Genomic DNA, 13,516 nt, shown 5'->3' on the forward strand with positions numbered 1-13,516 from the left:
ATGCCAAATAGTGTCGAAAAAGGGCGAATATGTTATAAATTATGGTCTATCATGCTGCTTTTATTTAAGAATAACTTAAGGGGTAAAATGTTGTTATAAAATTTTAAAAGAATTATAATAGAAATGAAAACACGGCCGTATTTTCACACAAGAGTTAGCGATGACTAATTTATATATAAGGAGAAAAAATATGAGATTGAAAAAAGCTTTAGCTATAATATTGTCTGTAACTACTGTGACAGTTTTATCGATTACACCCGTCTCGGCGGCGGAAAGTGACATTGTATCTACATCCGGTGATTCATCAGAAAACCTGGTAGATAATATAGAAATACTTGGTGATACTTCAGTATTGGTAGAGTCCCAGGGATCTTCAGAACTTGTAACCGTTGCAGAAGATGATGATACAAGAACGGTTACCATTAAAAACCTGGAGACAGGTAAAGAAAATTATTTAAAATATGATAAGTCATCTGATACAATCTACTCATCTATTACGGGTAAAACAATTGATATAAGCAATCGTGGCAACAAAGGTGATATTTCTTTAAGATCAGAGTCTTCTTATAGTACTGAATATATTTCTTATGCAGAAATTAGAGATACAATAGGTACAACGGCCACTGTAGCAGGAGTTGTTGGTTTAATTCTGACAAAAGTTCCAGGGGCACAAATCGCTGGTGGTATAACTGGCACAATCAGCACAATTGTAGGGGGCGGCACTTTACTTATTCCCAATGATTCTAATCATGGGTTAAAATTATCCATAAAAACCGTAAAATACTACAGAACCAGAATGGGGAGACGACAAGTGTATAAAATTACACATCAGGTAACGTCGGTTCGTACATACTGATATGAAAAAAATTAAAAAAGCTGTTTCCATGATTGTATTTACGGTTTTTACAATCATTATGTGGAGTGCCAATCATTATAAATTGTACAACAGTCTTTTGCAAATGCTGGCCGTATACATTGTTATCGTAACGAGTTTAATTTGTTTAATATGGCTGCTCAATATAAAGAAGAACTATAAATATATCTTTTCCATACTACTTGTTATTTCAGCTATAATAGTTGCTTTTTTTGGCAAATTGCCTTAGGTGGAATAAGTAAAATCATTATTATATTTTATGTATTGCTCCGAATATATAACGCCATTTGCCTTGAAAAGATAGACAGAACAATATAAATACAACATATATCTGTTATTTTAAGAAATTATATGGTATAATTCAATCAGATATCCATTGATTCATGGTATAATTCTTTTTGTATCCTGGGGGTAACTATATGACAAATATTGTTGGGATTACAGTTTATGGAGTGTTGTATTTAGTGATTATGCTTTTGCTTTTTGTTTTATTCTTTCTGGGAAAAGATTGGATGATGCTTACCGGTCTGTCTGGTTTTTTACTCATGGGGCTGATTTTATCAATAACCGTGACCAGTTACAATTACATTGATATGATACATAATAGAAATATGGTGGAAGTCAGCAGAACAGAACGTATTCCAGAGGTTGTAAAGGTAGGTAATCTTTACAGGAGTAACTGGAAAACGGTTCAGATCGCCTATGGTTTACCAGGAAATCAAAAGGAATACTATTCCGTAATGAGAAGCAGGAGTGGGTTGTTCATCATCGAGGGAGGGGTATTGCATACCAGATCAGAGGCAAGGAAAGCAGCTGAATGATGGAACAACAGCTGTTATGTATAGGAGATAGATTTAAAACGGGCTTGTCTGATATTCTTATAATAAGAATGCAGACAGGCCTTTTTTTACAACGTTATAATAAAAATTGTATTAAATGTATCACAACGTGGATATACATGGTTTAAGAGAATGTTTCCGGACAGGTGTCTATAAATTAAAATCAGCTGAATTTGGCTAAAACCCCTATAAACAAAAGAAAACCCTTATAAGCTAAGGATTTTTGGTGAATAATTCCAGATAATTATAGTGCATCTGATAGGAATCGAACCTACGGTTAATTACTAAAAAACAACGTAAAATCAATGATTTGAGCGTCATCAATAGCAGTTTGACCACTTATTGACCAATTAAATATTTGGACATCTAAATAAGTCTATATGCTTGTAGAAATATGAGCCTGTAGGCTTATTTTAGTGCCTAAAAATACCATACAAGGAAATCTGTACCAGTGACAGTTGAACGGCAATATGAGCCTTCTGGTGCGCCACAGGGGCATTATAATAGCACTAATACCACAAGTATTGAAACTGCTGTTTTATTGTACAAAAATAAAATGAAAGAGGTAATAAATCATGAAACAAAACAAATATGATTATGGATTGACAACGCAGAGAGCCGTAGATCTGATTATAAAAAGATCAGATAATATATACGACAAAGAGGTCATCAGAAGTGTTATTAAAATGTACTTGGAGGAATGCCATGAGCAATTAATGAAAGGGGAGAAGGTAAACATAGAAGATATAGGTACGATTGAACCTCATATCGTAACGCCAATATCTTATGGACTCCCAAGGGCAAACGATAGTGAAGTTACACCCTATATAAAAATGAGATTCCATACAAAGCATAGGCTATTGGAGATGCTAAAGGCAAAATTAAATAAGAATCTTAAAAAAGGGATTAAGAGTTTAAAGGAAGACGTTGAATGCAAGGAGGGATTACATAATGGAGTTGAAAGATAGGGTAGTTGTTGTTACTGAACACAATATGAGTGGGATTTATGATCTTTATGGTCAGGTCGATCAAAGTGAATTAGAAGGTATTGTAAATAGATATCTGGCAATAGCCATCGAAGAAATTAAGGAAGACGAAAATAATCTGGAGATAAATCATGGATAGAAAATTGCTACCGCATAGTACTGAATGTAAATTTATGAAAAGAGATGAAGGGCTGTTTTATAAAACATATTATTGCAAGCACCGTTCTTTTAAGAATCTGGATTATTCCAAATGTCTAGGAGTAGATAAACCTCCAAAGACAAGTCCCCAATGGTGTCCATTAAGGGAAGATAAGTAAAGCAATCTTTGTATTTCCTAGTTGCCGGGAAGTAAACAATAGACAACACTAGAATTCAAGAATATTTCTATTTTTATCTATGTGTCAGTTGTACACCATGTACAATGCAGATCAGTACGACTATTTCCATGTGACAAAGACATTGAAAAGTATATATAGAATAATGGGATTTATAAAACTCAGTCGTAGGTTGCGACTGGGTCTATTTGCTATGCAATTTTCTTAAACCTCTAGTTATAAAAAAGGAGGTCAAATGAATGACAATAAGATTAAATGTAAAGAGGTATTTTATAAAATAAACACTGAATTAGTGCCCTTAATGTGCGGAGTTGGGTTTCGTGGAAGCCTGGAGGTTGATTGTAAGTCGAGATCGTATTTGAGATGGCATGATATGATTCACCGTTGTTACAATGAAAGATTTCATTTAAGGCAGGAGCAATATTCTGTCTGTGAAGTCTGTGAGGAATGGAAGAACTACAGCAATTTCAAGAACTGGTATGACGATAATTATTATACTGTTGGTGATGAACAAATGGATTTGGATAAAGATATTCTGTTTAAGGGAAACAATGTGTATAGCCCGGATTGAAATTGACGATTAAATTATAGGCATATTGGATAGAAATATCTCATGTGCCTATTTTTTTTCTTATGTAGGTGTGGTAAAATAAAGACAAAAGCGATAATGGGGGGGAAGTGTATGATATATCATAAAAGCGAATATATTAAGCAAAACTGTAACATGAAGAGCATTAATTTTATTGTTAGGTTAAATCTTATTCAGGCACCTCTTGAAGCGGCTATATCTTTATTTGTAATCGAAGGAGTTCTTATCTATAGTAATTTATTTTCCCAAAGTAATTTTGATACAAATGTTATTTTAATAATGATATTTTTCCCTATTTTAATTTCATTGTTAATTTACTTACTGTATAGTATTTTTATTAATGGATATTTATTAAAAAGTATATATGAATGTGCTTGTTATATAAAGAATGTTAATTATTTAAAATACGAGATAGTCGATAATTATATGAAAAAAACATCTGCCATTATACACTTTGTTGGATTAATTAGCTATATGCTGGTTTCAGTGTTTTGTGCCTATATTTTCACCTATTTTCTACGTTATTATGGAATGAATAATTCATATTATATTGCTATTATTGTTGCTACTGGCTGTTTAATAGGGGCGTTATGGAATATTTTAGGTTATTGGGGGGATAACAAAATAGATTGGAGTTTGGTATTTAATGATTTAGAAACGATAAATCAAAGCCTTAAGGAGAAAAAATACAATTATATGATAAAGCACTTTATAATGGACATTTTTATGCTCTTACTTTTTTGCACTATTATACTAATTACTCTAATTTATATAAAAGATGATTATAAAAAAATAGAAGAATTTAATTTAAATAGTTATAATTTAGCTTCTCATTCCTTTTTTATTATTTCGTATTTTACATTATTAGTTACGTATATTAAAAAGCTATATAAGATGTATTTTAAAGAAGGGGCTGAAGTTGTATATTCGTCATATGAAAAATTTTTCTAATGTAATCTTATTTAGGAGGAGAGTTAATGGAAGTTTTTGAATTTATAAATGAAAGAATAAATATCAGAGAAAAAAAGACAAAATTATTCTTTTTATTCTTATGCGTTCTTTATGTTATGCCGTTTATTATATACTATGAAGATATTTTAAGTAACTGGCATTTATTGATTTTTGATTTTTTAATTCTTATTATTATATATCTTTGGATTTATTATGCTCCTAAATTCTGCCATAAATTTGAATTACTTGGCTGTTGCTTTAAAGATGTTTCTTATGAATCGTTTTATACCGAAAAAAAGGATTTTTTTTATTTAAAAAAAAGATTCAATATATACAAGGCAAGCTTTATAGTAATATGGATTTTAAGTATTATAGCAGTTATAAGTATTGCACACAGAACACATTTTTACTTATATAATATTTTTGGGGCATATAGCTTGGTGATTTTTATACTTTCAATGGTTTTAAATGGAGCAAGTTACTACTTTTGTATATCTTATGTAATCTATTTACGTTATCTTTCAAACTTTGCAGGAACAAAGAAATTTAAATGTAATAAATACATACCATCTTCAACTTATGGATTTCAGTTCTTGATTTCATTTTCAAATAATAATGCATATGTTTTCTTAATTGTATCTTTGCTTTATTCTATATGTGGCTATTTAATCTTAAACTTAATTAGTACTAACGTAGAAATAAAACAAAAACTTTATGCAGTAGTAATTGGAGGTATAACATTATTATTTGGAATTGGAACATTTATAGCTATTTTTATTGTGCCCTACGCTTTTCTTAAACGAATATTAATTATGTGGAAAGAAAATTTAATGAAAGAGATTGAAATGAAAATTAAAAACTTTAATAAAGATAAAGTTTCTGATTTAGAATCATTGATAAATATAAACGATATTTTATATAAAGATGATTTTAAACATGGATTTGATATTGTCTCTATAATTTTATTAATTTCAACAATTATAGTAAACATAACTGGCGCTTGTGATTTTATTATAAACAATATGTCATAATGTTACCAAAAATAAAATTACCTTTTCATAAGGTACTATAAGTAATCTAGTACCCGGAAAATAGAAGTCAGCCTATCACTCTCGATAGTGCTGGCTTTTTACATATAAATGTGCAATAGGTAATAATTGGAAATCTATTTCAGAGGAATATATGTTATATTTCTTATACAAACATGGAAAATATAGGAATATACCAGTAGGTGATGAAATACGGGAAACAATAATTCTACAAAAGAGTTTTTACAGGTACTTGTTAAAAACGGAAATATTACAAAGAGTGATCTGTTGTCTCTTTTTTATGATATTAAAGAAGAAAATACAGATATTTCAATATTGCCTAAAATTGGATTTAGAGAAAGCAGAAATGATTTTTATATTACAGTTCCGATTAAACACAGCAAAACGGGCAAGAGATACCCTGTATATGGAAAGACAGAAGAAGAGGTTATTTCTAAAAATAAACTTGAGATTGCGTTATTTAGAGGTCTTGTTGTGCCAGATAAAATTAACCAAGGTGTTCCTGCTTTGCACGACATGGTGGAGTTTACAATGAAGAATTTTATCTATGGGAGCATAAGGGACACTTCGTATTTAAAATATGAAAGTACGGTCAAGAATCATTTGTATAACCAAACTATAAGTGAGCAAAGGAACAGAAATATATAACTGTTAATCCTATGGAATTCGTGGAGGTTTCATATATTCGTTGTAAGAGAAGGCAGCGAAGTAAGCAGATAATAAATGATGACGAAATAGAAACTCTGATCAATTATATTTATTATACAAGCAAGACGGTCAGCAACTACAGATATGCTCCAATCTATTTAATTATGTTATGCGGGTTCTGGTGATGTTCAAATAAAAATCTGGTTGTCGCCTCTCTTATGAAAGCCTCAGAAAACTGATGATATAAGGGTTTCTGGGGTTTTTGCTTTGTGTATTTGTTGATTCCACTTATGATATTGAGTCACCGGAGATTATGAGGAAGCCTTGATTAAATTTACATTTTATTGAAATAAATGAATTATTATAATATAATTGAAACAAAATGTGTACAGAGGGTAGTTATGAGCAGTCAATTACTAGATATATCTAAGAGTATGAAAGAAATTGGATTAGCTGCATTAGCTAGTGCAAATAGACACGCAGCATTTCATGATGGGTCTAGTCCTTTAATGAATGAATTGGCAATTATACAAGCAGCACATGCAGCAGAAATTATTTTTAAATCCAGAATTGCAGAAGAACATCCATTGCTTATTTTTGATCAATTACCAGAATATAAAAAAGGTATTTGCAACCCACTAAGCATAGAAAGATTGCTTGATAAGGGGAGGACAATTGATTGGAACAAAATCCCAACCATTTTATGGGCAACAACAGGTATAACGATGCCAGATATAGATAGATTTGTTTCATTTGGTAAATTAAGAAATGGTTTGCAACATTTTGGTATAATGGATAAGTCAAAAAATGCTTTAATAGAAACACTAGAGTTTGTTTTTAAGGTTGTTGATCCTTTTATTAATAATTGTTGGAATCTATATGCAGTGGATAACAATGAGAATACATCTTCATTATTTATAAGTTCTTTGCTGTTGAACAATATTGATTTCTTGATTTCACCTTCTGTAATCCAATATTGCGAAGAGTGGGAAAAAGATTTGAATGGAGAAGGAAATTTTAACCAAAAGGAATTGAAAAGATATATTTTAGCAAGACAATTGAATAATTAATATGTCTACCAACTACTATGAAAAGTAGTTGGTTTTTTACTATCATAAAAGCAGTCTTTAATAGAAAAGGAGACAAAATGTCGTTTTATTTTTCAGTGGTATCAAGCGATATTGAGAGAAGAGAAAGTAAGAAGAAAGTAGATGAAGTATTAGAGGATCTTTACGACGATCTAATGCGGTGGAGCAGACTATATGTACGTCTCGATAAAAGACATGTTTGCTTTTATGCAAATTAGACATTTCTCTATCAATTATGTAAATGAGCGACTCTGCTATCGAAAGAATAATTTCACTATTGATTGTTATTAACAATTAAGATAAAATAAGTTATTATGAGCAGAAGCAAAGTGGGGAATGATTATGGATAAAAAGGCATATGCAATTGAACAATTTATCAATACCGGAATAAAACTTTATAAAGAGCATTGGCAACGACATGACGATCTGACAAAGAATAGAGTTGCCGACCTATCTGGTGATATGCTTACTAGCATGCAAGAGTGGATGAGTAGTATTAAAATTTATACAAAGAGGAATTTAGTAGATCATCCCCTATACGATGATATTAACACGGTTATACTCCATAATAAAAATAAAATTGCAGATTATGACAAAATGATGGGATTATTAAGAGCTGTTTTAAATGACTTAAAGTCGATAGATGATAATGAAATTACTGAGAAGCACCAAGAGGTAAGTGAACCAGTTGTAATAAGAGAAAATTATAAAAGGCTTCCCCAAAATAGCAGAAAACTTCTTAAAGAGATTATAGATTCGGAAAATCCAAGTAAAATGCTTAGTGAACGATTTGAGAAATGTGTCTCTTTAAAAGAATGTGAAATACTCCGAAGTTTGCTTCGTGAATTAGTGGATAAGGAGTATATAAAAATAATGTGGGCAGATAGTAAGCCTTATAATATTCAAATCAACAACTCTGCTAGGACATACGAAGAGCAAGAGGAGGAATATGAATCATTGAGAAAGACAAGCATCAGCGATAAAAAATTAAAAGAGTATGATGTATTTATATCTCATGCAAATCGTGATAAAAATAATTATGTAGATCATCTGGTTAGAACAATTAAAAGATTAGGAATTAACATTTTTTATGATAGTGATGTATTGTCGTGGGGAGATAATTGGAAAGATACTATACTTACAGGTACAGAAAAATCTGAATTTGCAATAATAGTGATTTCCGAAAGTTTTTTTGACAGGGAGTGGACAGAGATCGAACTGTCAGAATTTCTACAGAGGCAAAATAAAATAAAACAGAAAACTATTCTACCGTTGTTACATAATATAACATTTGAACAGCTTAAAGATAAATACCCTGCGCTACAATACATCCAAGCAATAAAAAGTGATGAAAATTCTGATGAACAAATAGCTATCTCGCTTGCCAAAGAATTAATCAAGCGTTACAAAAATAATTAATATTAATTTGAACTACTAACTATTATTGGTTAGTAGTTCAGACTGTAGACAAATCGGTGTCAGGCCACAAGTCCTAGCACCGATTTTCTCTGTTTATATGGTTTTTTTGTAATTTCGGACGCCAACGAAGTTAAATTAACTTTTAACAGGCCAAACCTTTGTTGCATTTTTGCTAGTTTTTTCAAATTCATGCACGTAAATGTAAGCCCGACCTTCATTTCCATTCGAGCTTTTCCTATCAGCTGCGTATATCGGAATCCGTGATTTTCCTTTGCTGTTCCAAAGAGCCGTTCTATCGTTTCTTTACGGTGCCCATAAAGTTCCTTCATCCCCTGTGTCTGACGGATGTCTTCACACATCTCCATGTACGGCTCCCAGATATGGCGGGTCACCAGTTTCACATGTTCCTTACTTTCTGTACACTGCTTTAGATAAGGGCAGGTTTCACATATATAACCACAGCTCTTATACTCACGATATCCTTCCCTGTTTGTTGTACTATATTTTAATGTCTTGTTATTTGGACAAATGTAACAGTCATAATACTCATCATATACAAACTCGTGTTTTCGAAAAAAACCTTCTTTTGTCATAGGACGCTTATACGGAAATAGTGGATTTATTCCATCATCTATTAACAGCTTCGCAATTGCTGGGGTTTTATACCCTGCATCTGCCACCAGGGTTCGGATCCCTATCTCTTTAATTTTATCATAAAGACCTTTAAAAGTTCTACTGTCATGCAAATTTCCCGGATTCACTGTATACCCAAGAATCCAGCCATTTTTATCACAGGCCGCCTCCACTGCATAAGCAAAGACATGTTTATGTTCTCCCTTTCGAAACCAGCCGCTCTCAGGATCTGTTGTGCTGCTTTTTATGGTTTTTTGCTCTGTACTAGAACTTCCCGAAGACGGAGGCTGATCCCCGCTGTCATCTTTGTCCTTGTCCTTTAAAGGCCTTTTTTCATGCAAGGAACGATCTTTGTTAATTTCTTTTTTCAGAAGTTCTTCGTAGAATAATGCTTCTTCTTTTGCAATCCGTTTCTGCATCTTTTTATTGTTAGCACAGGCTTTTACATGAGTGGCATCCACAAAAACTTCTCCTGGATCAACCAGCCTGAATTTATAACATTGTTCGAGTATATGCGTAAAAATCTGTTCAAAAAGGTTAGTATCTCGAAAACGTCTTGCATAATTCTTCCCAAAAGTTGAAAAGTGAGGAACCTTATCTGTCATTTCGAGTCCAAGAAACCAACGATAAGCAACATTGACTTCTATTTCTTTCATAGTCTGCCGCATACTTCTAATCCCATAAAGGTACTGAATGAAAGGAATTTTAATCAGCATAACCGGATCCATGCTGGGTCTCCCAGTATCTATAGAATACTTGTCCTGAACCAGATCATAAATAAAGCTCCAATCAATGGCTCTATCAACTAACCTCAAAAGATGATCTTGCGGTACTAAGTCATCCATACAAAAAATCTGCAATTGATCTCGTTTTTTATCCGAATTCTGTGTCAGCATAAGTAATTCACCGCCTCTGGTTTGATACTTCCATTATATCAAAAACGAACTAGAAAAAGCAACAAAGTCCGTGGCGTAAGCCCGGACTTTGTCTACAGTCTGAACTACTAACTATTATTGGTTAGTAGTTTTTTGTTATCATTAAATTTTAAATAAAATACGTGTTTAATGAGAAGGGAATAAGATGATTTATAATGAAAACGATCCGCATGTATGGTATGATAATATGAAAGAGGCACTTGAAAACTCTGGATTTACATTGTCTAAGGAGGTAGCGTAAGATGGGTACATATTTGGGACTATTATTTATTGTTGGTGGTATCCTATATATCAATCAAAAGAATAAACCTCCCAGATATGGTACACAGGAATATCTTGATTGGAAGTATAAAGACTATCCAGGCGGCGGAGAGTATATGAAATCAATAGAAAAGAAAAGCATGACCTGCACATATGGTGATATGCCTTTGAATTCTTCTGAAAAGACCGCTTATAATAAGCATGAAAAAGATAATGGAGGATCTGGAATTGTGAATTAGAAAGGATTTTTATGAAAATCGGAAATAGGTTAAAAACATTAAGAAAACAAAAGGGTTATTCACAAAAATATCTTGCCGGTCTATTAGGCGTAAGCAGATCCACCTTGTCAAATTATGAAAAGGATCTTACAAGCCCTAAGATGGATGTTTTAGAGAAAATGGCGATGCATTTGGATACCACGATAACTTGGCTTTGTAGTGAATTTGATTCGGAATTATTCCGTTAATTAGTAGTGTACCTAGATTTAATGATTCTAGAGGCAGAGCGAAAGTTTTGTTGATATTAGTAAAGTGATGGCTGAAGTTAAGATAGAAGATGGCCGTTTCACTTGCTATCATAGGTATCGAGTGACATTCCTGAATGCCTTATAATGGTGATAAAAATTGGGGGTATGATTTATGATAATGAGTTTCGGACAATATAAAGATAAACATGTTGGTTGGGTTATACGAAATGATTTCTCTTATTTTAAATGGATGAAGAGACAAGAGATGACTAATAGAAAAGAATTTCAGGCAATGAAAAAATATGTAAGTATTCTCAACAGGATTCCTTTTCAGTGTGCTTGTTATGGAAAATGTAAGCCTAAAAATATAGCAACCAGATATAGCATTTATAGTAAAAATCCAGATCTACATTATTACTGTGATGAATGCGATCCATATAGTTCTGGAGCTAATAATGGAAAACTGTTTATTGGAAAGACAATTGAAGAACTTGCGAGACTAAGTGATTGTAATGAGTCAATAAAACAATTTACAACGAATAAAGGCTTAAAGAATGGTATGCGAGTACAAAGTTACGATAATTTTTTTGTTAAACATAAATAGTTGGTTTTAATTAAATCGACATTTATTCTGAAATTACTACAATGAAAATATTGAGGTAAAATATGAAGAAGTCTTATTCTATAGTACTAGGTTATGAAAACAATAATAAGCAAAAAAATTTAGGAAGACTTGATGAAAAGGGCAGTGATCACGGACAGTGGTTTTATCAAATGGTATGTCAAGAATGTAAACATCAATATAAAGCAAATGGTTCCGATATTCATCTTAGGAAGTGTCCAGCTTGCCAAGGCGGTAGGCCATAGTAGGTAATAGTTAAAATGGGATCATTTTATGTATTGCTATTTAAACTTAGAAGGGTGAAACAGTATGAATAAAGATAATAATGAACTAAACAATGATTATATTGATATAAAAGGAGCTATTGCTGCAATATCCCAATTCGCACAGGCATTACGCGAGACGTATAATAAAATACCTAAAATAGAAATTGCCCCTGAAATGATGTTGGGTACGAGTTACATAATGGCTTTGCGAGAATTAAAGTATCCATTATTTCTTGAAACTAATATAAATTTTAAAAGAGAAATAGTAGAGAACAAGAATAACAGCAATAATATTCAAAAAATAATTAATAAATATATAAATGATGACTACCTAAACAATATGCTTAAAAAGTGGCACAGCTCTAGTTGTATCAATAAAGAGAGACTATCTATATTTGAAGAAGCAGTAGAACTACACAGAAAAAAATATTATTATGCATGTACATCTATGATGATGTGTCAATTGTACGGTGTGATAATAGATATTTATAGATACCTTGATAAAAATGATATCGAAATTGACGATGAAAGTAAAGCGAAATTAGCAAATAAATACAATATGACTAACATTGATAGCGAAAAGGGAAAATTTATACAAATGGCTTTTATCACGGATTTAGGATATATAATTAAAGAAGTTATTGTTGAATACATTAAAGAAGATGTATTATCATCATCGGATAGTAAAAGCAGATGGGAGCATCAGCCTTTGAGAAATAAGATTTGCCACGGCGATCAATTAAATTATGGAACAGAAGAGCATTCTTTAAAAGCCATTTTATGTATAGATTTACTCGTGAAATTAGGAGAGTGTATAAAGAGTGTCGTAGACAACCTTGACGAAAATTAAAAGAGTAGCGCTTAATTATTTTTAAATGAAATCTAAGATTCGAAGGAGAAAAATGGGAAATACATTTAGACATAGCGCAGGATTCGGTAAAAGAATGGAGTATTATTTAATAGGCCTGATGTTAAAAGAAGGTTTGGATTGCTATGTGCCACTTGTCGATGATGACGGTATTGATGTTGTTATAAGAAAAAGTGATGGTACATATATAGAAATTCAGATTAAAGCAAGATCAAAAGAAGTCGCAGATGGAGATGCTGCCCTGTTTGCTGCATTAATCCATGAGCATAGAGACAATTATTATTTTCTTTTTTATTCAGAAAGGCTTGAAACTATGTGGATACTGTCATCTGAAGAATTTTTGAAAGAGTGCGTCACAAACAAAAATGGGAAAAACTGTGGAAAAAGAAGTATATGGTTCAATGGCAACAAAATAGACAAATCAATAGGTGAAAAGAAAGAGTATGTTTATCCTAGGTTTGAAAAATATATTGCAACGAATTTTGATAGATTTAAATAAAACTAAATATTTATGGATAGTAAGAGGGCATTGAACAATAATAAATCAGTGCCTTTTATAGTATTTATAAATCAACTTGGTGTCGGGAAAGGAGTAAATGGTAAATAACCAGTCCAGGTCAATAAGTTCGCCGCCCGATTGGGGCGGCGGTATCTTTACCGTGTTTTTAGTTTTCTACAACGATCTGG

17 protein-coding genes are annotated in these 13,516 nt (G+C 32.0%); 16 read left to right on the top strand and 1 reads right to left on the bottom strand.

The features are described 5' to 3' along the window. The first annotated feature begins 190 nt into the window (after nucleotides 1–190). The 10 genes from BXY41_RS25875 (at nucleotide 191) to BXY41_RS27305 (ending at nucleotide 8,778) form a co-directional block, all read left to right on the top strand. A complete protein-coding gene (locus BXY41_RS25875; protein ID WP_104439765.1) occupies nucleotides 191–856 on the top strand; it encodes a hypothetical protein in 666 nt (221 codons plus the stop codon). A gap of 437 nt (nucleotides 857–1,293) precedes the next feature. Beyond that, entirely contained in the window at nucleotides 1,294–1,695 is a 402-nt protein-coding gene (locus BXY41_RS25885) for a hypothetical protein (RefSeq protein ID WP_104439767.1), read from the top strand. Between the two features lie 593 nt (nucleotides 1,696–2,288). Then, nucleotides 2,289–2,681 carry an HU family DNA-binding protein gene (locus BXY41_RS25890; RefSeq protein WP_104439768.1) on the top strand — a complete coding sequence of 131 codons (393 nt, stop codon included), beginning with the start codon at nucleotides 2,289–2,291 and terminating at the stop codon, nucleotides 2,679–2,681. Next, the gene (locus BXY41_RS27300; RefSeq protein WP_242980415.1) at nucleotides 2,665–2,838 is read left to right on the top strand and encodes a hypothetical protein; all 174 of its coding nucleotides are present in this window, start codon (nucleotides 2,665–2,667) and stop codon (nucleotides 2,836–2,838) included. The genes BXY41_RS25890 and BXY41_RS27300 overlap by 17 nt, the downstream gene beginning before the upstream one ends. A gap of 431 nt (nucleotides 2,839–3,269) precedes the next feature. Next, nucleotides 3,270–3,605 (top strand): hypothetical protein, encoded by a 336-nt coding sequence (locus BXY41_RS25900; RefSeq protein WP_104439769.1) that lies wholly within the window; start codon nucleotides 3,270–3,272, stop codon nucleotides 3,603–3,605. A gap of 111 nt (nucleotides 3,606–3,716) precedes the next feature. After that, the gene (locus BXY41_RS25905) at nucleotides 3,717–4,574 is read left to right on the top strand and encodes a hypothetical protein (protein ID WP_104439770.1); all 858 of its coding nucleotides are present in this window, start codon (nucleotides 3,717–3,719) and stop codon (nucleotides 4,572–4,574) included. A 26-nt stretch (nucleotides 4,575–4,600) separates the two neighbouring features. Further along, nucleotides 4,601–5,605 carry a hypothetical protein gene (locus tag BXY41_RS25910; protein WP_104439771.1) on the top strand — a complete coding sequence of 335 codons (1,005 nt, stop codon included), beginning with the start codon at nucleotides 4,601–4,603 and terminating at the stop codon, nucleotides 5,603–5,605. A 285-nt stretch (nucleotides 5,606–5,890) separates the two neighbouring features. Next, nucleotides 5,891–6,271 (top strand): hypothetical protein, encoded by a 381-nt coding sequence (locus BXY41_RS25915; RefSeq protein WP_104439772.1) that lies wholly within the window; start codon nucleotides 5,891–5,893, stop codon nucleotides 6,269–6,271. Between the two features lie 401 nt (nucleotides 6,272–6,672). Continuing rightward, nucleotides 6,673–7,341, top strand: a complete 669-nt coding sequence (locus tag BXY41_RS25920) for a hypothetical protein (RefSeq protein ID WP_146088596.1) — start codon at nucleotides 6,673–6,675, stop codon at nucleotides 7,339–7,341. Between the two features lie 360 nt (nucleotides 7,342–7,701). Then, entirely contained in the window at nucleotides 7,702–8,778 is a 1,077-nt protein-coding gene (locus tag BXY41_RS27305; protein ID WP_242980417.1) for a toll/interleukin-1 receptor domain-containing protein, read from the top strand. A 59-nt stretch (nucleotides 8,779–8,837) separates the two neighbouring features. Here the strand turns inward: BXY41_RS27305 and BXY41_RS25930 are convergent, their stop codons facing one another. Further along, on the bottom strand, nucleotides 8,838–10,307 hold the full coding sequence (locus tag BXY41_RS25930) for an IS1182 family transposase (protein WP_242980418.1): 1,470 nt from the start codon (nucleotides 10,305–10,307) through the stop codon (nucleotides 8,838–8,840). 281 nt (nucleotides 10,308–10,588) lie between these two features. Between BXY41_RS25930 and BXY41_RS25935 the strand changes: the two genes are divergently transcribed. From BXY41_RS25935 to BXY41_RS25960, 6 genes are all read left to right on the top strand, one after another. Further along, nucleotides 10,589–10,846: a hypothetical protein gene (locus BXY41_RS25935; RefSeq protein ID WP_104439774.1), complete on the top strand. Its 258-nt coding sequence runs from the start codon at nucleotides 10,589–10,591 to the stop codon at nucleotides 10,844–10,846. 11 nt (nucleotides 10,847–10,857) lie between these two features. After that, nucleotides 10,858–11,073, top strand: a complete 216-nt coding sequence (locus BXY41_RS25940; protein ID WP_104439775.1) for a helix-turn-helix domain-containing protein — start codon at nucleotides 10,858–10,860, stop codon at nucleotides 11,071–11,073. Nucleotides 11,074–11,245: 172 nt separating this feature from the next. Then, nucleotides 11,246–11,677, top strand: coding sequence for a hypothetical protein (locus BXY41_RS25945; RefSeq protein WP_104439776.1), 432 nt, complete (start codon nucleotides 11,246–11,248; stop codon nucleotides 11,675–11,677). A 62-nt stretch (nucleotides 11,678–11,739) separates the two neighbouring features. Further along, a complete protein-coding gene (locus BXY41_RS25950) occupies nucleotides 11,740–11,940 on the top strand; it encodes a hypothetical protein (RefSeq protein ID WP_104439777.1) in 201 nt (66 codons plus the stop codon). A 64-nt stretch (nucleotides 11,941–12,004) separates the two neighbouring features. Beyond that, a complete protein-coding gene (locus BXY41_RS25955) occupies nucleotides 12,005–12,811 on the top strand; it encodes a hypothetical protein (RefSeq protein WP_104439778.1) in 807 nt (268 codons plus the stop codon). Between the two features lie 52 nt (nucleotides 12,812–12,863). Beyond that, on the top strand, nucleotides 12,864–13,328 hold the full coding sequence (locus BXY41_RS25960; protein ID WP_104439779.1) for a PDDEXK family nuclease: 465 nt from the start codon (nucleotides 12,864–12,866) through the stop codon (nucleotides 13,326–13,328). Nucleotides 13,329–13,516: the final 188 nt, after the last annotated feature.

This window comes from Lacrimispora xylanisolvens (assembly GCF_002934545.1).
In the GTDB taxonomy this organism is placed as follows: Bacteria; Bacillota; Clostridia; order Lachnospirales; family Lachnospiraceae; genus Lacrimispora; species Lacrimispora xylanisolvens.

Bases quoted from the DNA above. Each gene is read 5' to 3' on its own strand.
- BXY41_RS27305 (WP_242980417.1), top strand. From the start codon at position 7,702: ATGGATAAAAAGGCATATGCAATTGAACAATTTATCAATACCGGAATA.
- BXY41_RS25960 (WP_104439779.1), top strand. From the start codon at position 12,864: ATGGGAAATACATTTAGACATAGCGCAGGATTCGGTAAAAGAATGGAG.
- BXY41_RS25935 (WP_104439774.1), top strand. From the start codon at position 10,589: ATGGGTACATATTTGGGACTATTATTTATTGTTGGTGGTATCCTATAT.
- BXY41_RS25955 (WP_104439778.1), top strand. From the start codon at position 12,005: ATGAATAAAGATAATAATGAACTAAACAATGATTATATTGATATAAAA.
- BXY41_RS27300 (WP_242980415.1), top strand. From the start codon at position 2,665: ATGGAGTTGAAAGATAGGGTAGTTGTTGTTACTGAACACAATATGAGT.
- BXY41_RS25930 (WP_242980418.1), bottom strand. From the start codon at position 10,307: ATGCTGACACAGAATTCGGATAAAAAACGAGATCAATTGCAGATTTTT.
- BXY41_RS25875 (WP_104439765.1), top strand. From the start codon at position 191: ATGAGATTGAAAAAAGCTTTAGCTATAATATTGTCTGTAACTACTGTG.
- BXY41_RS25885 (WP_104439767.1), top strand. From the start codon at position 1,294: ATGACAAATATTGTTGGGATTACAGTTTATGGAGTGTTGTATTTAGTG.
- BXY41_RS25945 (WP_104439776.1), top strand. From the start codon at position 11,246: ATGATAATGAGTTTCGGACAATATAAAGATAAACATGTTGGTTGGGTT.
- BXY41_RS25950 (WP_104439777.1), top strand. From the start codon at position 11,740: ATGAAGAAGTCTTATTCTATAGTACTAGGTTATGAAAACAATAATAAG.
- BXY41_RS25910 (WP_104439771.1), top strand. From the start codon at position 4,601: ATGGAAGTTTTTGAATTTATAAATGAAAGAATAAATATCAGAGAAAAA.
- BXY41_RS25890 (WP_104439768.1), top strand. From the start codon at position 2,289: ATGAAACAAAACAAATATGATTATGGATTGACAACGCAGAGAGCCGTA.
- BXY41_RS25920 (WP_146088596.1), top strand. From the start codon at position 6,673: ATGAGCAGTCAATTACTAGATATATCTAAGAGTATGAAAGAAATTGGA.
- BXY41_RS25905 (WP_104439770.1), top strand. From the start codon at position 3,717: ATGATATATCATAAAAGCGAATATATTAAGCAAAACTGTAACATGAAG.
- BXY41_RS25940 (WP_104439775.1), top strand. From the start codon at position 10,858: ATGAAAATCGGAAATAGGTTAAAAACATTAAGAAAACAAAAGGGTTAT.
- BXY41_RS25900 (WP_104439769.1), top strand. From the start codon at position 3,270: ATGAATGACAATAAGATTAAATGTAAAGAGGTATTTTATAAAATAAAC.